Origin of the sequence: Leclercia sp. 29361 (assembly GCF_011290365.1) — a bacterium.
Classification (GTDB): Bacteria; Pseudomonadota; Gammaproteobacteria; order Enterobacterales; family Enterobacteriaceae; genus Enterobacter; species Enterobacter tamurae.
On record NZ_CP049786.1, the window covers coordinates 915009 to 936376 of the forward strand.

19 protein-coding genes are annotated in these 21368 nt (G+C 55.1%); 17 read left to right on the plus strand and 2 right to left on the minus strand.

Going from position 1 to position 21368, the window contains the following annotated elements; all coding sequences use genetic code 11:
• The first annotated feature begins 149 nt into the window (after positions 1-149).
• The 17 genes from frr (at position 150) to tilS (ending at position 20892) form a co-directional block, all read left to right on the plus strand.
• Positions 150-707, plus strand: a complete 558-nt coding sequence (gene frr / locus G7090_RS04295) for a ribosome recycling factor (RefSeq protein ID WP_106994300.1) — start codon at positions 150-152, stop codon at positions 705-707.
• Positions 708-802: 95 nt separating this feature from the next.
• A complete protein-coding gene (gene ispC / locus G7090_RS04300) occupies positions 803-2002 on the plus strand; it encodes a 1-deoxy-D-xylulose-5-phosphate reductoisomerase (RefSeq protein WP_106994301.1) in 1200 nt (399 codons plus the stop codon).
• A gap of 185 nt (positions 2003-2187) precedes the next feature.
• Positions 2188-2946 (plus strand): (2E,6E)-farnesyl-diphosphate-specific ditrans,polycis-undecaprenyl-diphosphate synthase, encoded by a 759-nt coding sequence (ispU, locus tag G7090_RS04305; RefSeq protein WP_106994302.1) that lies wholly within the window; start codon positions 2188-2190, stop codon positions 2944-2946.
• Positions 2947-2958: 12 nt separating this feature from the next.
• The gene (gene cdsA / locus G7090_RS04310; protein WP_106994303.1) at positions 2959-3816 is read left to right on the plus strand and encodes a phosphatidate cytidylyltransferase; all 858 of its coding nucleotides are present in this window, start codon (positions 2959-2961) and stop codon (positions 3814-3816) included.
• An 11-nt stretch (positions 3817-3827) separates the two neighbouring features.
• Positions 3828-5180, plus strand: a complete 1353-nt coding sequence (rseP, locus tag G7090_RS04315; RefSeq protein ID WP_166181631.1) for a sigma E protease regulator RseP — start codon at positions 3828-3830, stop codon at positions 5178-5180.
• Positions 5181-5209: 29 nt separating this feature from the next.
• Entirely contained in the window at positions 5210-7627 is a 2418-nt protein-coding gene (gene bamA / locus G7090_RS04320; RefSeq protein ID WP_106994305.1) for an outer membrane protein assembly factor BamA, read from the plus strand.
• A 118-nt stretch (positions 7628-7745) separates the two neighbouring features.
• Positions 7746-8240, plus strand: coding sequence for a molecular chaperone Skp (skp, locus tag G7090_RS04325; RefSeq protein WP_106994306.1), 495 nt, complete (start codon positions 7746-7748; stop codon positions 8238-8240).
• Between the two features lie 3 nt (positions 8241-8243).
• Positions 8244-9269, plus strand: coding sequence for a UDP-3-O-(3-hydroxymyristoyl)glucosamine N-acyltransferase (gene lpxD, locus G7090_RS04330; protein ID WP_166181632.1), 1026 nt, complete (start codon positions 8244-8246; stop codon positions 9267-9269).
• Between the two features lie 102 nt (positions 9270-9371).
• Positions 9372-9827: a 3-hydroxyacyl-ACP dehydratase FabZ gene (gene fabZ / locus G7090_RS04335; protein ID WP_007373234.1), complete on the plus strand. Its 456-nt coding sequence runs from the start codon at positions 9372-9374 to the stop codon at positions 9825-9827.
• A gap of 3 nt (positions 9828-9830) precedes the next feature.
• On the plus strand, positions 9831-10619 hold the full coding sequence (lpxA, locus tag G7090_RS04340) for an acyl-ACP--UDP-N-acetylglucosamine O-acyltransferase (protein ID WP_166181633.1): 789 nt from the start codon (positions 9831-9833) through the stop codon (positions 10617-10619).
• Positions 10619-11767: a lipid-A-disaccharide synthase gene (gene lpxB, locus G7090_RS04345; protein WP_106994308.1), complete on the plus strand. Its 1149-nt coding sequence runs from the start codon at positions 10619-10621 to the stop codon at positions 11765-11767. The genes lpxA and lpxB overlap by 1 nt, the downstream gene beginning before the upstream one ends.
• Positions 11764-12360 carry a ribonuclease HII gene (rnhB, locus tag G7090_RS04350; protein WP_166181634.1) on the plus strand — a complete coding sequence of 199 codons (597 nt, stop codon included), beginning with the start codon at positions 11764-11766 and terminating at the stop codon, positions 12358-12360. The genes lpxB and rnhB overlap by 4 nt, the downstream gene beginning before the upstream one ends.
• Before the next feature lie 34 nt (positions 12361-12394).
• Complete coding sequence (gene dnaE, locus G7090_RS04355; RefSeq protein ID WP_106994310.1) at positions 12395-15877, plus strand: DNA polymerase III subunit alpha; 3483 nt, start codon at positions 12395-12397, stop codon at positions 15875-15877.
• 12 nt (positions 15878-15889) lie between these two features.
• Positions 15890-16849, plus strand: coding sequence for an acetyl-CoA carboxylase carboxyl transferase subunit alpha (gene accA, locus G7090_RS04360; RefSeq protein WP_106994311.1), 960 nt, complete (start codon positions 15890-15892; stop codon positions 16847-16849).
• A 100-nt stretch (positions 16850-16949) separates the two neighbouring features.
• Positions 16950-19088, plus strand: coding sequence for a lysine decarboxylase LdcC (locus G7090_RS04365; protein ID WP_166181635.1), 2139 nt, complete (start codon positions 16950-16952; stop codon positions 19086-19088).
• Between the two features lie 59 nt (positions 19089-19147).
• Complete coding sequence (locus G7090_RS04370; protein WP_166181636.1) at positions 19148-19537, plus strand: VOC family protein; 390 nt, start codon at positions 19148-19150, stop codon at positions 19535-19537.
• Positions 19538-19599: 62 nt separating this feature from the next.
• On the plus strand, positions 19600-20892 hold the full coding sequence (gene tilS, locus G7090_RS04375) for a tRNA lysidine(34) synthetase TilS (RefSeq protein WP_166181637.1): 1293 nt from the start codon (positions 19600-19602) through the stop codon (positions 20890-20892).
• Positions 20893-20920: 28 nt separating this feature from the next.
• Here the strand turns inward: tilS and rof are convergent, their stop codons facing one another.
• Entirely contained in the window at positions 20921-21181 is a 261-nt protein-coding gene (gene rof / locus G7090_RS04380) for a Rho-binding antiterminator (RefSeq protein WP_059308693.1), read from the minus strand.
• Positions 21168-21368 (minus strand): YaeP family protein, encoded by a 201-nt coding sequence (locus G7090_RS04385; RefSeq protein ID WP_039030293.1) that lies wholly within the window; start codon positions 21366-21368, stop codon positions 21168-21170. The genes rof and G7090_RS04385 overlap by 14 nt, the downstream gene beginning before the upstream one ends.

Sequence of the window (21368 nt, forward strand, 5' to 3'; positions counted from 1 at the left end):
ACAGGTAAGATTCCGCTTTACTTTGTAGTGATATCTTACCTAGACGCGCCTTTGGCGTTGTCATGAATTAAACGCGACTATACTTAGCACACCTGTAGCGTTGTGTTGGTAGATAGTCTGCCTGAGACAAGTTTCCAAGGATTCGTAACGTGATTAACGACATCAGAAAAGATGCTGAAGTACGCATGGACAAATGCGTAGAAGCGTTCAAAACCCAAATCAGCAAAATCCGTACTGGCCGTGCTTCTCCAAGCCTGCTGGATGGCATCATCGTGGAATATTACGGTACGCCAACCCCGCTGCGTCAGCTGGCGCAGGTGACGGTAGAAGATACCCGTACGCTGAAAATCAACGTCTTCGATCGTTCAATGGGTCCGGCCGTTGAGAAAGCCATCATGGCATCCGATCTGGGTCTGAACCCAAGCTCTGCAGGCACGGATATCCGTGTTCCACTGCCAGCGCTGACCGAAGAGCGTCGTAAAGATCTGATCAAAATAGTACGTGGTGAAGCAGAGCAGGGCCGTGTTGCCGTGCGTAACGTTCGCCGTGACGCGAACGATAAAGTGAAAGCGCTGCTGAAAGATAAAGAGATCAGCGAAGATGACGATCGCCGTTCTCAGGACGACGTACAGAAACTGACCGATGCAGCTATCAAGAAACTTGATGCGGCGCTGGCAGAAAAAGAAGCGGAACTGATGCAGTTCTGATTTCTGACGTACTCTGATAAAACGCCGTACAGAAGGCCCGTTGGGCTTTGCTGGCGGCGTTTTGCTTTGCTGGTTTCACTACTTCTGGACAATTCATGAAGCAATTAACACTCCTCGGCTCAACCGGATCGATCGGTTGCAGCACGCTCGACGTCGTTCGCCACAATCCTGAACACTACACCGTGACCGCGCTGGTCGCCGGGAAAAACGTTCAGCGCATGGTCGAGCAGTGTCTTGAGTTTGCGCCACGCTATGCGGTTATGGACGACGAGGAGAGTGCTCGCCAGGTAAAAGCGTTGCTGGCTGAAAACGGCAGCCGGACCGAGGTATTAAGCGGTCAACAGGCCGCCTGCGACATGGCAGCCCTCGACGATGTAGACCAGGTGATGGCGGCGATTGTGGGTGCTGCAGGCCTGCTGCCGACGCTGGCGGCGATCGATGCCGGGAAAACGGTGTTACTGGCCAACAAAGAGTCGCTGGTGACCTGTGGACGACTGTTTATGGAGGCGGTGAAGCAGCGCGGCGCGCGTCTATTGCCGGTAGATAGCGAACATAACGCTATTTTTCAGAGTTTACCGCAACCGTTTCAGCAAAACCTGGGGTACGCTGATCTGGAGCAGAATGGTGTCTCTTCTATCCTGCTTACCGGGTCTGGTGGCCCGTTCCGCGATACGCCGTTGTCTGACCTGGTCTCAATGACCCCGGATCAGGCCTGTCGTCATCCGAACTGGTCGATGGGACGTAAAATCTCCGTCGATTCTGCCACCATGATGAATAAAGGTCTGGAATACATTGAAGCCCGCTGGTTGTTTAACGCCTCGGCAGCGCAGATGGAAGTGTTGATTCACCCGCAGTCGGTGATCCACTCCATGGTCCGTTACCGGGATGGCAGCGTAATGGCGCAGTTAGGCGAACCTGATATGCGAACGCCTATCGCCCATACGATGGCCTGGCCTAACCGCGTGGTCTCCGGCGTGAAGCCGCTCGACTTCTGCAAATTAAGTGCGCTGACGTTCAGCGCGCCGGATTATCAGCGCTATCCGTGCCTGAAGCTGGCGATGGAGGCCTTCGAGCAGGGGCAAGCGGCAACAACCGCCCTTAATGCGGCGAACGAGATTGCTGTCGCCGCCTTCCTCGAACAGCGGATCCGCTTTACGGATATCGCTGCGCTGAACCTCTCTGTTCTTGAGGCGATGGATTTACGCGAGCCGCAAAGTGTGGATGATGTGCTGACCGTCGATGCGAAAGCCAGGCTCACGGCGCAAAAAGCGGTGACGCACCTCGCAAGCTGGTGATAATCCAGCCGCGTATGGTCATGCTATTTGTTAGCGTTGGGCTTCAGTGATATAGTCTGCGCCACCTGATTACGGGTAGTTGACGTTACGTGGTCAGGTAAGCCGTGGTATGACACGGCTTTTTTACGTAAAGGCTTCAGTATTCCTGAGTACCGTTAAATCCTTTCAGGGACCAAAAACGCGTTATGTTGTCTGCGAATCAACCAATAAGCGAGAACTTGCCAGCACATGGCTGTCGTCATGTAGCAATCATCATGGATGGCAATGGCCGCTGGGCGAAAAGACAAGGGAAGATCCGAGCCTTTGGGCATAAAGCTGGGGCGAAATCTGTTCGCCGCGCTGTTTCTTTTGCCGCCAATAACGGCATTGACGCGTTAACGCTCTATGCTTTCAGCAGTGAAAACTGGAATCGACCTGCGCAGGAAGTTAGCGCGTTGATGGAATTGTTCGTGTGGGCGCTCGACAGCGAAGTAAAAAGCCTGCACCGCCACAACGTTCGCCTGCGTATTATCGGCGATACCAGTCGTTTTAACTCACGTTTGCAGGAACGTATTCGTAAAGCGGAAGCGTTGACCGAACAAAACACCGGCTTAACGCTCAATATCGCGGCGAATTATGGCGGACGTTGGGATATTGTCCAGGGTGTACGGCATTTGGCTGAACAGGTTCAGGAAGGGCTATTACAGCCGGACCAGATTGATGAAGAGGCGCTGAGTCAGCAAATCTGCATGAGTGAACTGACACCCGTGGATTTAGTAATTAGGACAGGGGGAGAACATCGCATCAGTAACTTTTTGCTGTGGCAAATTGCCTACGCCGAACTTTACTTTACAGATGTTCTTTGGCCCGATTTTGATGAACAAGACTTTGAAGGTGCGCTGCATGCCTTTGCCAATCGAGAGCGTCGCTTTGGTGGTACCGAGCCTGGTGGCGACAACGCCTGATGGGGGTAGCTTTTGCTGAAGTATCGCCTGATTTCTGCGTTTGTTTTAATACCTGTTGTCATCGCGGCGCTGTTTTTACTGCCACCGGTGGGCTTCGCTATTGTCACACTGGTCGTATGCATGCTGGCAGCGTGGGAGTGGGGGCAGTTTAGCGGCTTTACCTCGCGTTCTCAGCGGGTATGGCTGGCGGTGCTGTGCGGACTGATACTGGCGCTGATGCTCTTTATGCTGCCAGAATACCATCACAATATTCATCAGCCGATAATAGCGGGTTCGCTCTGGCTATCGCTGGGATGGTGGCTGGCAGCGCTGCTGCTGGTACTCTTCTATCCCGGCTCTGCGTCGCTATGGCGTAATTCGAAACTACTGCGCCTCTGCTTTGGGCTGTTCACCATTGTTCCTTTCTTCTGGGGAATGCTGGCCCTCCGTACCTGGCACTACGACGACAACCCTTACAGTGGGGCATTATGGCTGCTGTATGTCATGATTCTCGTCTGGGGGGCTGACTCTGGCGCCTATATGTTTGGTAAACTGTTTGGCAAACATAAACTGGCGCCGAAAGTCTCCCCGGGTAAAACCTGGCAGGGCTTTATCGGCGGTCTGTTTACGGCGGCGATTATCTCGTGGGGTTATGGCGTATGGGCCAACCTTGAGGTGGCACCGGCAACCTTATTGGTCTGTTCTATCGTCGCAGCGCTGGCTTCCGTGCTGGGTGATTTGACCGAAAGTATGTTTAAGCGCGAAGCAGGGATCAAAGACAGTGGCAATCTTATTCCAGGGCACGGCGGTATCCTGGATCGTATAGACAGCCTGACGGCAGCGGTACCCGTGTTTGCCTGCCTGTTTTTGCTGGTATTTGGGACGATTTAACGGAAGGTTTTATGCTTAGCATTCTCTGGAATCTGGCGGCGTTCATTGTTGCACTGGGTGTACTTATCACGGTGCATGAATTTGGCCATTTCTGGGTTGCTCGGCGCTGTGGCGTGCGTGTAGAGCGCTTTTCAATTGGCTTTGGGAAAGCGCTCTGGCGTCGTAACGATCGCCACGGCACAGAATTTGTTATTGCCCTTATCCCACTCGGCGGCTACGTCAAAATGCTGGATGAGCGCGTCGAGCCAGTGGCGCCTGAAGTGCGCCATTACGCGTTCAACAACAAAACCGTCGGCCAGCGCGCCGCAATCATTGCTGCCGGTCCGGTGGCAAACTTCATCTTCGCCATCTTTGCTTACTGGCTGGTGTTTATCATCGGTGTCCCTGGCGTTCGTCCGGTTGTTGGTGAAATAACACCCAACTCCATCGCGGCAAGCGCGCAAATTAATCCGGGCATGGAACTTAAAGCGATCGATGGTATCGAAACCCCTGATTGGGATGCCGTGCGGTTACAACTGGTTGCCAAAATTGGTGATGAGCAAACGACCGTTAGCGTGTCGCCTTTCGGTTCCAGTGCGCGTCAGGATAAAATCCTGAATTTACGCACCTGGACCTTTGAGCCAGATAAAGAAGATCCCGTTGCTGCGTTAGGCATCCGCCCACGCAGCGCGCAGATTGAACCGGTGCTCGCTGAAGTCCAGTCTGATTCCGCTGCGCGTAAAGCAGGTTTGCAAGCGGGCGACAGGATCGTTAAAGTCGATGGTCAACCTTTAACGCAATGGATGACCTTTGTTACTCTGGTGCGTGATAATCCAGGTACGCCACTGGCGCTGGAGATAGAAAGGCAGGGGAGTCCGCTCTCTTTAACGCTCATCCCGGATACCAAACCGGGTGGCGGAAAGGCCGAAGGTTTTGCAGGCGTGGTGCCAAAAGTGATTCCGCTGCCTGATGAGTACAAGACAATACGCCAGTATGGGCCGTTCAGCGCCATTCTTGAAGCCACGGATAAAACATGGCAACTGATGAAGCTGACTGTGCAGATGCTGGGGAAACTGATTACCGGTGACGTAAAACTGAACAACCTCAGTGGGCCGATTTCGATCGCTCAGGGGGCTGGGATGTCAGCAGAGTTCGGGGTGATTTACTATCTCATGTTCCTTGCGCTCATTAGCGTGAACCTCGGGATAATAAACCTGTTCCCACTGCCTGTTTTAGACGGGGGTCATCTGCTGTTTTTAGCGATTGAGAAGCTAAAAGGCGGACCGGTATCCGAGCGAGTTCAAGACTTTAGTTATCGCATTGGTTCGATTTTACTGGTGCTGTTAATGGGGCTTGCACTTTTCAATGATTTCTCTCGGTTGTAAGAGAGTGTTAGGAAGAACGCATAATAACGATGGCGATGAAAAAGTTGCTCATAGCGTCGCTGCTGTTTAGCAGCGCGACCGTATACGGTGCTGACGGGTTCGTAGTGAAAGATATTCATTTCGAAGGCCTTCAGCGTGTCGCCGTTGGTGCGGCCCTCCTCAGTATGCCAGTGCGCCCAGGCGACACGGTTAATGATGAAGACATTAGTAATACCATTCGCGCGCTGTTTGCCACTGGCAACTTCGAGGACGTTCGCGTCCTGCGCGATGGTGATACGCTGTTGGTTCAGGTAAAAGAGCGTCCAACGATTGCCAGCATCACTTTCTCCGGCAACAAGTCGGTGAAAGACGACATGCTCAAGCAAAACCTTGAGGCCTCTGGCGTCCGTGTTGGCGAATCTCTGGATCGCACCACCCTGTCTGATATCGAGAAAGGGCTGGAAGATTTCTACTACAGCGTCGGTAAATACAGCGCGAGCGTTAAAGCGGTGGTGACTCCGCTGCCACGTAACCGTGTCGATCTGAAGCTGGTGTTCCAGGAAGGCGTTTCCGCGAAGATCCAGCAGATTAACATCGTCGGTAACCATGCGTTCAGCACCGACGAGCTGATCTCTACCTTCCAGCTGCGTGACGAAGTGCCGTGGTGGAACGTAGTAGGCGACCGTAAATACCAGAAACAGAAACTGGCAGGCGATCTCGAGACCCTGCGCAGCTACTATCTGGATCGCGGCTATGCGCGCTTCAACATCGACTCGACTCAGGTCAGCCTGACGCCAGACAAGAAAGGCATCTACATCACCGTTAACATTACCGAAGGCGATCAGTACAAGCTTTCTGGTGTGGAAGTGAGTGGTAACCTCGCGGGTCACTCTGCCGAGATCGAAAGCCTGACCAAACTGCAGCCGGGTGAACTGTATAGCGGTGCGAAAGTGACCAAAATGGAAGACGGCATTAAAAAGCTGCTCGGCCGTTATGGTTATGCTTACCCACGCGTACAGACTCAGCCTGAAATCAACGATACGGATAAAACCGTTAAGCTCCACGTTAACGTTGATGCGGGTAACCGTTTCTACGTTCGTAAGATCCGCTTTGAAGGTAACGACACCTCCAAAGATTCTGTTCTGCGCCGCGAAATGCGCCAGATGGAAGGCGCGTGGCTGGGCAGCGATCTGGTTGACCAGGGTAAAGAGCGTCTGAACCGTCTGGGTTATTTCGAAACCGTCGATACTGATACGCAGCGCGTACCAGGTAGACCGGACCAGGTAGACGTCGTCTACAAGGTTAAAGAGCGTAATACCGGTAGCTTTAACTTTGGTGTCGGTTACGGTACTGAAAGCGGCGTCAGCTTCCAGGTAGGCGTGCAGCAGGATAACTGGTTAGGTACTGGCTATTCCGTCGGTATCAACGGTACCAAAAACGACTACCAGACCTACTCCGAGCTCTCCGTTACTAACCCTTACTTCACCGTTGATGGTGTGAGTCTGGGCGGTCGTATTTTCTATAACGACTTTAAAGCGGATGATGCGGACCTGTCTTCGTATACCAACAAAAGCTACGGCGTTGATGGTACGCTCGGCTTCCCGATTAACGAATACAACACCCTGCGTGCTGGCTTAGGTTATGTGCATAACGACCTGTCCAACATGCAGCCGCAGGTGGCAATGTGGCGTTATCTGGATTCTATCGGACAGTCTGCCAGCACCTCGAATGATGATAACGGCTTTGCCGCCGATGACTTCACCTTCAACTATGGCTGGACGTACAACCGTCTCGACCGCGGTTTCTTCCCGACCGAAGGTTCGCGCGTCAACCTGAACGGTAAAGTCACGGTTCCGGGCTCAGATAATGAGTTCTATAAAGTCACCCTCGATACTGCGTCCTACTTCCCGATCGACGAAGACCATAAATGGGTGGTTCTGGGTCGTACGCGCTGGGGTTACGGCGACGGTTTAGGTGGCAAAGAACTGCCATTCTACGAGAACTTCTACGCGGGCGGCTCAAGCACCGTGCGTGGCTTCCAGTCCAACAACATTGGTCCGAAAGCAGCGTATTACGGTGGCAATGACGAAGATAACTGCGATAAGGCTTCATCGAGCGAAGTGTGTAGCTCTGATGATGCAGTAGGGGGTAACGCCATGGGTGTTGCCAGCCTGGAGTTTATTACGCCTACGCCGTTTATCAGCGATAAGTATGCCAATTCCGTACGTACCTCCTTCTTCCTGGATGCGGGTACCGTATGGGATACTAACTGGGAAAATACCAGTGCGACCCGTGCTGCAGGCATTCCGGACTACAGCGATCCGAGCAATATTCGTATGTCTGCGGGTCTCGCACTACAATGGATGTCACCGCTGGGGCCGTTGGTCTTCTCCTACGCCCAGCCGTTTAAGAAATACGAGGGAGACAAAGCGGAGCAGTTCCAGTTTAACATTGGTAAAACCTGGTAATTGTCCGCCGCAAAGGAATGCGTTGGCAGTGTAGCGCTGACAACTGGCGATCGCAGGATCGCCTTGCCACGCAAAGAACGGTACCTTCGGGTACCAATGGGATGGTAAGGAGTTAATTGTGAAAAAGTGGTTATTAGCTGCAGGTCTCGGTTTAGCGATGGCAACTTCTGCTCAGGCAGCAGACAAAATTGCAATCGTCAATATGGGTAACTTGTTCCAGCAGGTTGCGCAGAAAACAGGTGTTTCTGCCACGCTGGAGAACGAGTTCAAAGGCCGTGCAAGCGAACTGCAAGGTATGGAAAAAGATCTGCAATCCAAAATGCAGCGTCTGCAGCGCGATGGTTCTACCATGAAAGCGAGCGAGCGCAGCAAAGTGGAAAAAGACGTAATGGCTCAGCGTCAGACCTTCTCTCAGAAAGCGCAATCTTTTGAGCAGGATCGTCAACGTCGTTCTAACGAAGAACGTGGCAAACTGGTTACCCGTATCCAGTCTGCTGTGAAAGCTGTTGCTGCCGATCAGAACATCGATCTGGTTGTTGATGCCAACGCTGTTGCATTCAACAGCAGCGATGTTAAAGACATCACCGCTGATGTCCTGAAACAGGTTAAATAAGTAATGCCTTCAATTCGACTCGCTGATTTAGCTCAGCAGTTGGATGCAGAATTACACGGTGATGGCGATATCGTCATCACCGCTGTTGCGTCCATGCAGTCTGCTAAAGCAGGCACTATCACCTTCATGGTAAGCCCGAAGTACCGTGAACATCTGGCGCTTTGCCAGGCGTCTGCTGTCGTACTGACGCAGGACGATTTGCCGTTTGCCGCAGGTGCTGCGCTGGTAGTGAAGAATCCCTACCTGACGTATGCCCGTATGGCACAAATTCTCGATACCACGCCGCAGCCGGCACAGAACATCGCACCCAGTGCGGTGATTGATCCGACGGCGCAGCTGGGTAACAACGTATCAATTGGTGCCAATGCCGTTATCGAATCAGACGTCGTTCTGGGCGATAACGTGGTGATTGGCGCCGGTTGCTTCGTGGGTAAAAAAACAAAAATTGGTGCAGGCTCTCGTCTGTGGGCCAATGTCTCCGTTTACCATGAGATCGAAATTGGTGAACATTGCCTGATCCAGTCCAGCACCGTTATCGGTTCGGATGGTTTCGGTTATGCCAACGATCGTGGTAACTGGGTGAAGATCCCGCAGCTGGGACGGGTGATCATCGGCGATCGTGTCGAAATCGGCGCATGTACCACCATTGACCGTGGTGCGCTTGATGACACGATTATCGGTAATGGTGTTATCATCGATAACCAGTGCCAGATTGCACATAACGTTGTGATTGGCGACAATACCGCGGTTGCCGGTGGCGTTATTATGGCAGGCAGCCTGAAGATTGGCCGTTACTGTATGATTGGCGGCGCCAGCGTCATTAACGGGCATATGGAAATATGCGACAAAGTCACGGTGACAGGCATGGGCATGGTTATGCGTCCTATCACTGAGCCGGGCGTCTACTCCTCAGGTATACCGTTGCAGCCTAACAAGGCGTGGCGTAAAACTGCTGCCCTGGTAATGAATATTGATGATATGAGCAAGCGCCTCAAGGCCATTGAGCGCAAAATCGATCAACAAGACTAAGCGTTCACCCGTTTAACGCACACTTCCCGGCCTGTCGGCTTTCTTATAAACCGGCAGGCCGTGTTATTATTGCCATTCAGATATTTTGACAGGAAGAGTATTTTGACTACTGACACTCATACTCTGCATATTGAAGAGATTTTAGAACTTCTGCCGCACCGCTACCCGTTTTTGCTGGTAGACCGTGTGCTGGATTTTGAAGAAGGTCGTTTTCTGCGCGCAGTGAAAAATGTTTCTGTAAACGAGCCATTCTTCCAGGGGCATTTCCCTGGGAAGCCTATCTTCCCGGGCGTATTGATCCTGGAAGCGATGGCTCAGGCCACCGGTATCCTGGCGTTTAAAAGCGTTGGTAAACTGGAGCCGGGTGAGCTGTATTACTTCGCAGGTATTGACGAAGCGCGCTTTAAGCGCCCGGTCGTGCCTGGTGATCAGATGATCATGGAAGTGACTTTTGAAAAAACGCGTCGCGGCCTGACTCGCTTTAAAGGCGTAGCTCTGGTTGACGGCAAAGTTGTTTGCGAAGCTACCATGATGTGTGCGCGTAGCCGGGAGGCCTGATACGTGATTGATAAAACCGCCTTTATTCATCCAACCGCCATTGTGGAAGAGGGTGCCGTTATCGGTGCTAACGTTCACATTGGTCCATTTTGTATTGTTGGACCCCATGTTGAAATTGGTGAGGGTACCGTACTGAAATCTCACGTCGTGGTGAATGGTCATACGACCATTGGCCGCGATAACGTGATCTATCAGTTCGCCTCCATCGGTGAAGTTAACCAGGATCTGAAATATGCTGGCGAACCGACCCGTGTGGAAATTGGCGATCGTAACCGCATTCGCGAAAGCGTCACCATTCATCGTGGCACAGTACAGGGTGGTGAATTGACGAAGGTGGGCAGCGATAACCTGTTTATGGTCAACGCGCACATCGCGCATGACTGTACCGTCGGTAGCCGCTGTATTCTCGCCAACAACGCAACGCTGGCGGGACACGTATCAGTTGACGATCATGCCATCATTGGCGGCATGACCGCGGTCCATCAGTTCTGCATCATTGGTGCGCACGTGATGGTTGGCGGCTGCTCCGGCGTGGCGCAGGACGTCCCGCCGTATGTGATTGCGCAGGGCAACCATGCGACGCCGTTTGGCGTCAACATCGAAGGCCTGAAGCGTCGCGGCTTCAGCCGTGAAGCGATTATGGCTATCCGTAACGCCTACAAACAGCTTTACCGTAACGGTAAAACGCTGGAAGAGGCGAAGCCGGAAATCGCTGAACTGGCGAAACAGCATCCTGAGGTGAACGCGTTCGTGGAATTCTTCGCACGCTCAACTCGCGGTCTGATTCGTTAATGGTTGATAGCCGCCCGCTGACGATCGCCCTTGTCGCCGGAGAAACCTCCGGCGATATTCTTGGTGCCGGTCTTATTCGAGCGCTCAAAGCGCGCGTTCCCAACGCGCGCTTTGTCGGCGTTGCTGGTCCATTGATGCAGGCTGAAGGGTGTGAAGCCTGGTACGAGATGGAAGAGCTGGCGGTGATGGGCATCGTCGAGGTGCTGGGGCGTCTGCGCCGTTTGCTGCATATCCGTGCCGATTTGACGCGCCGTTTTACCGAACTACAGCCCGATGTGTTTGTCGGCATTGATGCGCCTGATTTCAACATTACCCTCGAAGGTAATCTGAAAAAGCAGGGGATCAAAACCATCCATTACGTCAGTCCGTCCGTCTGGGCGTGGCGACAGAAACGCGTTTTCAAAATAGGCAGATCGACGAATCTCGTTCTGGCTTTCCTGCCTTTCGAAAAAGCGTTTTACGATAAATTCAACGTGCCGTGCCGCTTTATCGGCCACACCATGGCTGATGCCATGCCGCTGGATCCCGATAAAAATGCGGCCCGCGACGTGCTCGGAATTCCGCATGACGCTCACTGTCTGGCCCTGTTGCCGGGCAGTCGTGGAGCTGAAGTGGAAATGCTCAGCGCAGATTTCCTGAAAACGGCGCAGATCCTGCGTCAGACCTACCCTGACCTCGAAGTGGTCGTGCCGCTGGTGAATGCCAAACGCCGGGAGCAGTTCGAGCGCATTAAGGCGGAGGTCGCCCCGGATCTGCATGTTCATCTGTTAGATGGCAAAGGCCGTGAGGCGATGGTCGCCAGCGATGCCGCGCTGCTGGCATCGGGCACCGCCGCGCTGGAGTGCATGCTGGCGAAATGCCCGATGGTGGTAGGCTATCGTATGAAGCCGTTCACCTTCTGGCTGGCGAAACGTCTGGTGAAAACCGATTACGTCTCCCTGCCGAACCTACTTGCTCGCCGCGAGTTGGTCAAAGAGCTGCTGCAGGATGAGTGTCAGCCGCAGGCGTTAGCCGCCGCGCTGCTACCGCTGCTGGCCGACGGCAAAACCAGCCATGAAATGCATGACACCTTCCGGGAATTGCATCAGCAGATCCGCTGTAATGCCGATGAACAGGCGGCTGACGCGGTGCTGGAGTTAGCACAATGATGGAATTTGTTTACCCTCACACCCATCTGGTGGCGGGTGTGGATGAAGTGGGGCGTGGGCCGCTGGTGGGTGCCGTTGTCACTGCCGCGGTGATCCTCGATCCTGCTCGTCCGATTATCGGTCTGAATGACTCAAAGAAATTATCCGAAAAGCGCCGCCTGGCGTTGTTCGATGAAATTAAAGAGAAAGCGCTGGCCTGGAGTCTGGGGCGGGCGGAGCCGCATGAGATCGACGAACTGAATATCCTGCATGCCACCATGCTGGCGATGCAGCGCGCGGTGGCCGGGCTGAGCGTGGTGCCTGAGTATGTGCTGATCGACGGAAATCGTTGTCCGGCGCTGCCCATGCCGTCCCTGGCGGTCGTCAAAGGCGACAGCCGGGTGGCCGAAATCAGCGCCGCCTCGATCATTGCCAAAGTCTCCCGCGATGCCGAAATGGCCGCGCTGGATCTCACTTTTCCCCAGTATGGCTTTGCTCAGCATAAGGGGTATCCTACCGCTTTCCACCTGGAAAGACTGGCTGAACACGGCGCAACTGAACATCACCGCCGCAGTTTTGGGCCGGTGAAACGCGCACTGGGACTCGTGTCCTGAATCAAGACGCCAATAAGTAACGCGGAATCTGAAGATGGCTGAACCACGTTTCGTACACCTGCGGGTGCACAGCGACTATTCCATGATTGATGGGCTGGCGAAGACCGGGCCGCTGGTGAAAAAGGCGGCCGCGCTTGGCATGCCTGCGCTGGCGATCACCGACTTCACTAACCTGTGCGGTCTGGTGAAGTTCTACGGAACGGCGCATGGTGCCGGTATGAAGCCGGTGATTGGTGCCGATTTTCACGTTCAGAGCGAGCTTCTCGCCGATGAAATGACGCAGATCAGCGTCCTGGCGATGAATAACACCGGTTATCAGAACCTGACGCTGTTGATCTCCCGGGCCTATCAGCGCGGCTATGGCGCGCAAGGCCCATGGATCGATCGCCAGTGGCTGGCGGAGCTGAACGAGGGGTTGCTGCTGATCTCCGGCGGGCGCATGGGCGACGTAGGTCGATGCCTGCTGCGTGGCAATGACGCGCTGGTTGAGCAGTGTGTCGATTTTTATAAAGAATATTTCCCGGATCGCTTCTATCTGGAGCTGATCCGCACCGGTCGTCCGGATGAAGAGAGCTATCTGCACGCCGCGGTCGCCCTTGCAGAACAGCATGGGCTGCCGGTTGTGGCGTCCAACGATGTGCGCTTTATCAACGCCGACGATTTTGACGCCCATGAAATTCGCGTCGCCATCCACGATGGCTTCACCCTCGACGATCCGAAACGCCCGCGCAACTATTCGCCGCAGCAGTACATGCGCAGCGAAGAGGAGATGTGCGAGCTGTTCTCCGATATCCCGGAAGCGCTGGAAAACAGCGTAGAGATTGCCAAACGCTGCAACGTCACCGTCCGCCTGGGCGAATACTTCCTGCCGCAGTTCCCGACTGGCGACATGACCACGGAAGATTTCCTGGTCGTGAAATCGAAAGAGGGTCTGGAAGAGCGTCTGGAATTTCTCTTCCCGGACCCGGCCGTGCGCGCCGAAAAGCGCCCGGCCTATGATGAGCGTCTGGATATTGAACTCCAGGTTATCAACCAGATGGGGTTCCCCGGCTACTTCCTGATCGTGATGGAGTTTATCCAGTGGTCGAAGGACAACGGCGTACCGGTAGGGCCGGGCCGTGGTTCAGGTGCCGGATCGCTGGTGGCCTATGCGCTGAAAATTACCGATCTCGATCCGCTGGAGTTTGACCTGCTGTTCGAACGTTTCCTTAACCCGGAACGTGTCTCGATGCCCGACTTCGACGTCGACTTCTGCATGGAGAAACGCGACCAGGTTATCGAGCACGTGGCGGACATGTACGGCCGCGATGCGGTATCGCAGATTATTACCTTCGGTACGATGGCGGCAAAAGCGGTTATCCGCGACGTGGGCCGCGTGCTGGGGCATCCGTATGGCTTTGTCGACCGCATCTCGAAGCTGGTGCCGCCCGATCCGGGCATGACCCTGGCGAAAGCTTTTGAAGCTGAACCGCAACTGCCGGAGATCTACGAGGCCGACGAAGAGGTCAAAGCGCTGATCGACATGGCGCGCAAGCTGGAAGGCGTCACCCGTAACGCCGGGAAACACGCCGGTGGGGTGGTTATTGCCCCGACCAAAATTACCGATTTTGCGCCGCTGTACTGCGATGAAACCGGCTCGCACCCGGTCACCCAGTTTGATAAGAACGACGTGGAATACGCCGGCCTGGTGAAGTTTGACTTCCTCGGCCTGCGCACGCTCACCATCATCGACTGGGCGCTGAAGATGATCAACCCGCGCCGGGCCAAGCAGGGCCTGGAGCCGATTGATATCGCGGCGATCCCGCTGGATGACAAGAAAAGCTTCGACATGCTGCAGCGCTCGGAAACCACCGCGGTGTTCCAGCTTGAATCCCGCGGCATGAAGGATCTGATCAAACGTCTGCAGCCTGACTGCTTCGAAGACATGATCGCTCTGGTCGCATTGTTCCGTCCGGGGCCGTTGCAGTCGGGGATGGTAGATAACTTTATCGACCGTAAGCATGGCCGGGAAGAGATCTCCTACCCGGACGTGCAGTGGCAGCACGAGTGTCTGAAACCGGTTCTGGAACCCACTTACGGCATTATCCTGTATCAGGAACAGGTAATGCAGATTGCTCAGGAGCTCTCCGGCTACACCCTCGGCGGCGCGGACATGCTGCGTCGTGCGATGGGTAAGAAAAAGCCGGAAGAGATGGCCAAGCAGCGCGGCACCTTTGAAGAAGGGGCGAAGAAAAACGGCGTTGATGGCGAACTGGCAATTAAAATCTTCGATCTGGTAGAGAAATTCGCCGGATATGGCTTTAACAAGTCACACTCCGCCGCTTACGCATTAGTCTCGTACCAGACGCTGTGGCTGAAAGCCCACTACCCGGCAGAGTTTATGGCCGCGGTAATGACCGCCGATATGGACAACACCGAGAAAGTGGTTGGCCTGGTGGACGAGTGCTGGCGCATGGGGCTGAAGATCCTGCCGCCGGACATCAACTCTGGTCTGTACCATTTCCACGTCAACGACGACGGGGAGATTGTGTACGGTATCGGCGCCATTAAAGGCGTGGGTGAAGGCCCGATCGAAGCCATCATCGAAGCCCGTAACCAGGGCGGCTACTTCCGCGAGCTGTTTGACCTGTGCGCGCGGACCGATATCAAAAAACTGAACCGTCGGGTGCTGGAAAAGCTGATCATGTCCGGGGCGTTTGACCGTCTGGGGCCGCATCGCGCCGCGCTGATGAACTCGCTGGCCGACGCCCTGAAGGCCGCCGATCAGCACTCAAAAGCCGAAGCCATTGGTCAGGCGGATATGTTCGGCGTGCTGGCTGAAGAGCCGGAGCAGATCGAACAGTCCTACGCCAGCTGTCAGCCATGGCCGGAACAGACGGTGCTGGACGGCGAGCGTGAAACCCTGGGTCTGTACCTGACCGGGCACCCGATCAACCAGTATCTTAAAGAAATTGAGCGCTATGTCGGAGGCTACCGGCTGAAAGACATGCATCCGACAGAACGTGGTAAGATGACCACGGCTGCGGGGCTCGTCATTGCCGCGAGGGTTATGGTCACCAAGCGCGGCAATCGTATCGGCATCTGTACGCTGGATGACCGTTCCGGGCGGCTGGAGGTGATGTTATTCACTGACGCACTGGATAAATACCAGCAGTTGCTGGAAAAAGACCGCATACTTATCGTCAGCGGACAGGTCAGCTTTGATGACTTCAGCGGGGGGCTTAAAATGACCGCCCGCGAAGTGATGGACATTGACGAAGCCCGGGAAAAATATGCTCGCGGGCTTGCTATCTCGCTGACGGACAGGCAAATTGATGACCAGCTTTTAAACCGACTCCGTCAGTCTCTGGAACCCCACCGCTCGGGGACCATTCCAGTACATCTCTACTATCAGAGGGCGGATGCGCGTGCACGGTTGCGCTTTGGTGCGTCGTGGCGTGTCTCTCCGAGCGATCGTTTACTTAACGATCTGCGTGGCCTCATTGGTTCGGAGCAGGTGGAACTGGAGTTTGACTAATACAGGAATACTATGAGTCTGAATTTCCTTGATTTCGAACAGCCGATTGCAGAGCTGGAAGCGAAAATCGATTCTCTGACCGCCGTTGGCCGTCAGGATGAAAAACTGGATATTAACATCGACGAAGAAGTGCATCGTCTGCGTGAAAAAAGCGTAGAACTGACGCGCAAAATCTTTGCCGATCTCGGCGCATGGCAGGTTGCCCAGATGGCGCGCCATCCACAGCGTCCGTACACCCTGGATTATGTCCGCCTGGCGTTCGATGAATTCGACGAGCTGGCAGGCGATCGCGCTTATGCCGACGATAAAGCTATCGTTGGCGGTATCGCACGCCTCGACGGTCGTCCGGTGATGATTATTGGCCACCAGAAAGGGCGCGAAACCAAAGAAAAAATTCGCCGCAATTTCGGGATGCCAGCGCCAGAGGGTTATCGTAAAGCGCTGCGTCTGATGGAGATGGCCGAGCGTTTCAACATGCCGATCATCACCTTCATCGACACCCCGGGTGCATACCCTGGCGTCGGTGCAGAAGAGCGCGGCCAGTCTGAAGCGATTGCCCGCAACCTGCGCGAAATGTCACGCCTGAGCGTGCCGGTCATCTGCACCGTTATCGGTGAAGGTGGTTCCGGTGGTGCGCTGGCGATTGGCGTGGGCGATAAAGTGAATATGCTGCAGTACAGCACCTATTCCGTTATCTCCCCGGAAGGCTGTGCATCCATTTTATGGAAAAGCGCCGACAAAGCGCCGCTGGCTGCCGAAGCGATGGGCATTATCGCCCCGCGTCTGAAAGAGCTGAAGCTGATCGATACCGTTATCCCGGAACCACTGGGTGGCGCGCACCGTAAGCCGGAAGTGATGGCCGCCTCTCTGAAAGCTCAGCTGCTGGCTGACCTCGCAGACCTCGACGTGCTGAGCAAAGAAGATCTGCTTAACCGTCGTTACCAGCGTCTGATGAGCTACGGTTACGCCTAAGCTACGTCATACTCTGAAAAGCCGCACATCGTTGCGGCTTTTTTTATGCCTGCGGTTTACCTCAACTATGCTTAGTGAATGTTTTTTAAGGAGGTATACCGTGAACATCATTGCCATTATGGGGCCGCACGGCGTCTTTTATAAAGACGAACCCATCAAGGAGCTGGAGCAGGCGTTAAGGTCGCGCGGGTTTCAACTTATCTGGCCGCAGAACAGCGCCGATCTACTGAAGTTCATCGAACATAACCCGCGGATTTGCGGCGTCATCTTCGACTGGGACGAATACGACCTCGATTTGTGCAGCGATATCAATCAACTCAATGAATATCTGCCGCTGTACGCTTTTATCAATACCCACTCCACGATGGACGTCAGCGCCCATGATATGCGCATGGCGCTATGGTTCTTTGAATATTCGCTGGGGGTGGCTGAGGATATTGCTACCCGCATTCAGCAATATACCGGCGAGTACCTGGATACCATCACCCCGCCGTTTACCCGCGCGCTTTTCACCTATGTGAAAGAGGGGAAGTATACCTTCTGCACCCCGGGGCATATGGCGGGAACGGCGTATCAGAAAAGCCCGGTGGGCTGTCTGTTCTATGACTTCTTTGGCGGGAACACGCTGAAGGCGGATGTGTCGATCTCGGTGACGGAACTGGGATCGCTGCTGGATCATACCGGCCCGCATCTCGAAGCTGAAGAGTACATCGCCCGCACTTTTGGTGCTGAGCAGAGTTATATGGTGACCAACGGCACCTCGACCTCGAACAAGATTGTCGGCATGTACGCCGCACCGGACGGCAGTACGCTACTGATTGACCGCAACTGCCACAAGTCGCTGGCGCATCTGCTGATGATGAGTGACGTGGTGCCGATCTGGCTGTCACCCACCCGTAATGCGCTGGGCATTCTCGGCGGGATCCCGCGTCGGGAGTTTTCCCATGCTGCGATTGAAAACAAAGTGGCTGCCGTGCCGGGGGCAAGCTGGCCGGTTCACGCGGTGATCACCAACTCCACCTACGACGGTTTGCTCTACAACACCAACTGGGTAAAACAGGCTCTGGATGTGCCCTCGATCCACTTTGACTCCGCGTGGGTGCCCTACACTAATTTCCACCCGATCTATGCCGGTAAAAGCGGGATGAGCGGCGATCGGGTGCCGGGAAAAGTGTTCTTTGAAACCCAGTCCACGCACAAGATGCTGGCGGCGTTCTCCCAGGCGTCGCTTATTCACATTAAAGGTGAATACGACGAAGAGACCTTCAACGAAGCCTTTATGATGCACACCACCACCTCGCCGAGCTATCCGCTGGTGGCCTCGATTGAAACCGCCGCGGCGATGTTGCGCGGGAATCCCGGTAAACGTCTGATCAACCGCTCCGTTGAGCGCGCCCTGCATTTTCGCAAGGAGGTCCAGCGCCTTAAAGATGAAGCCGACGGCTGGTTCTTTGATATCTGGCAGCCGGACGATATCGACGAAGCTGAATGCTGGCCGGTAGCGCCTGGCGAGAGCTGGCACGGCTTCCGCGATGCCGATGCGGATCATATGTTCCTCGATCCGGTCAAAGTCACCATTCTCACGCCGGGCATGGACGAGCAGGGGATCATGGGTGAAGAGGGTATTCCGGCGGCGCTGGTGGCGAAATTCCTTGATGAGCGCGGCGTAGTGGTCGAAAAGACCGGGCCGTATAACCTGCTGTTTCTGTTCAGTATCGGTATCGACAAAACCCGGGCGATGGGACTGCTGCGCGGGTTAATGGAGTTTAAGCGCGCCTACGATCTGAACCTGCGGGTCAAAAACATGCTGCCGGATCTCTATGCTGAGGATCCTGATTTTTACCGCAACATGCGCATTCAGGATCTGGCTCAGGGGATCCATAAATTGATCCGCCAGCACGATCTGCCGCGGCTGATGCTGCAGGCGTTTGACGTTCTGCCGGAAATGAAGCTCACCCCGCACCATGCCTGGCAGCAGCAGGTGAAAGGGGAGGTAGAAACGGTCGATCTCGAGGATCTGGTCGGACGGATCTCGGCCAACATGATCCTGCCTTATCCGCCTGGTGTACCGCTATTGATGCCAGGGGAGATGATCACCGAGCAGAGCAGGGCGGTGCTCGATTTCCTGCTTATGCTCTGCTCGATTGGCCGTCACTATCCAGGATTCGAAACCGATATCCACGGTGCCAAACGGGATGAAAACGGCATCTACCGGGTACGGGTCTTAAAAGCGCAGTGACCCCTTGCACGGCATGGGTGTTCGGATATAACGTTCAGGCACATTAAAAAGGAGAGACTATGCTGGGCTTAAAGCAGGTTCACCATATTGCAATTATTGCCACCGACTACGCCGCGAGTAAGGCGTTTTACTGCGATACGCTGGGATTTACCCTGCAGAGTGAGTTTTACCGCGCAGAGCGCGACTCCTGGAAGGGCGACCTGGCGCTGAACGGCCATTACGTCATTGAGCTGTTTTCGTTCCCCTTCCCGCCGGCGCGTCCGTCCCGGCCGGAAGCCTGCGGTTTGCGTCACCTCGCCTTTAGCGTGGACGATATCGACCAGGCCGTGCAGCATCTCGACGCCCATGGCGTAAAGTGTGAAGCTATTCGTATCGATCCCTTCACCGGAAAACGCTTTACCTTCTTCAACGATCCGGATGGCCTGCCGCTGGAGCTCTACCAGCAGTAACGCTTGCCTCCCTGGGAATTGCCCGGTAACGTGCCGGGCATCTTCCTGCACAGATGACGACCATGACCACAGCCGATCTTCAGCAAGCCCTTCACCCGTACCGCCGACTGCTGGTGGGATTTAGCGGGGGCCTGGATTCCACGGTTTTGCTGCATCAGTTGATGCACTTGCGTGAACAGGCGCCCGGTCTCGAACTACGGGCTATCCATGTTCATCACGGTCTGAGCCCGCACGCTGACAGCTGGGTCGCGCATTGCGAACGCCTCTGTCACGAATGGGCTATCCCGCTGATCGTGGCGCGAGTGACGCTGGCGGAAGAGGGGTTGGGGCTGGAAGCGCAGGCGCGTAAGGCGCGTTATGCTGCCTTTCGGGAGGCGCTTCTACCCGGTGAAGCGCTGGTCACGGCACAACACCTGGACGATCAGTGTGAAACTTTTTTGCTGGCGCTCAAGCGCGGCAGCGGCCCGGCGGGACTGTCGGCCATGCCCGTGCGGGGGCGTTTTGCTGATACCGAACAGATCCGTCCCCTGCTCGGCGAGACGCGTGAATCCCTCCTGCGCTGGGCGCAGAAGCACGGGTTGCGCTGGATAGAGGATGAAAGTAACCAGGACGACAGCTATGACCGCAATTTCCTGCGTCTGCGCGTAGTCCCCCTGCTGGCACAACGCTGGCCGCATTTTGCCCAGGCCACCTCACGCAGCGCCACGCTGTGCGCGGAGCAGGAGCAGCTGCTTGATGAGCTGCTGGCAGATGAGCTGTCGGCCCTGGTTTCCGACGACGGGGCGCTGGCTATCGCGCCGCTGGAGGCGATGAGTGCGGTGCGTCGGGCGGCGCTGCTGCGAAGATGGCTGGCGGTGCACGGAGCCTTAATGCCGTCCCGCGCCATGCTCGCCCGGATCTGGGACGAAGTGGCCCTTGCCCGGGAGGATGCGACACCGCGACTGCGTTCCGGCGAGGGAGAGATCAGGCGCTTTAAGGGGCAACTGTGGTGGGTTAAAAGCCACGCCTCGTTGGCCGATCGGATTATCGACTGGCCCTCCTTAGAAAAGCCCCTGCTACTACCGGAAGGATTGGGCACGCTTCATCTTAGTGCTGGCGGCAATCTTCGTCTGCCCCGGGGCGATGAGCCGGTGACGGTACGCTTCCAGGCCAGCGGAGTGCTGCACATTGTCGGGCGAAACGGTGGACGTAAGATCAAAAAAATCTGGCAGGAGCTTAACGTTGCCCCCTGGCGTCGGGATACCACTCCGCTGCTGTTTTACGGCGAAACGCTGGTCGCGGCTGCGGGGGTATTTGTAACGCTGGAAGGCGCGGCGGATACGGAGACGGGCGTACAACTGGAGTGGAAAGCGTAACGGACAGCGGGCTGCCCGTTACAGCGGATCAGGACTCGCTCACCACGACGGTGCCGATTTCGGGATGACTGAAGCTGGCAATTTTATCGAGACGGAGTTCACGCGTTGCGCCGCCATCCTCGACCACCAGGTACTCCACATTTTTACGGGATACCAGATCGTTCGCCTTAGCCTTCAGGACTTCGCCATCTTTTAACGCCAGCGTCAGAACCAGATGATGCTGGCAGGCGAGTTCGAGGTTGTCATAGTCATCGCAATTGATGGGTTGATACGTTTCATTCATTGACATAATCGCTCACCAGTAAATTCGCAGCAGCATATGCTGCTTTTTCTCTGACCGATTCTGAAAGCGTGTCATCCGACGCCATTTCATTCAGAACTTTCAATACACAGCCCAACGCATCAGGGACGTACCCCAGATCGCCGCTGGCAATTTCCGCATACCGTTTGCGAATTAACTCACAATAATTATTCAC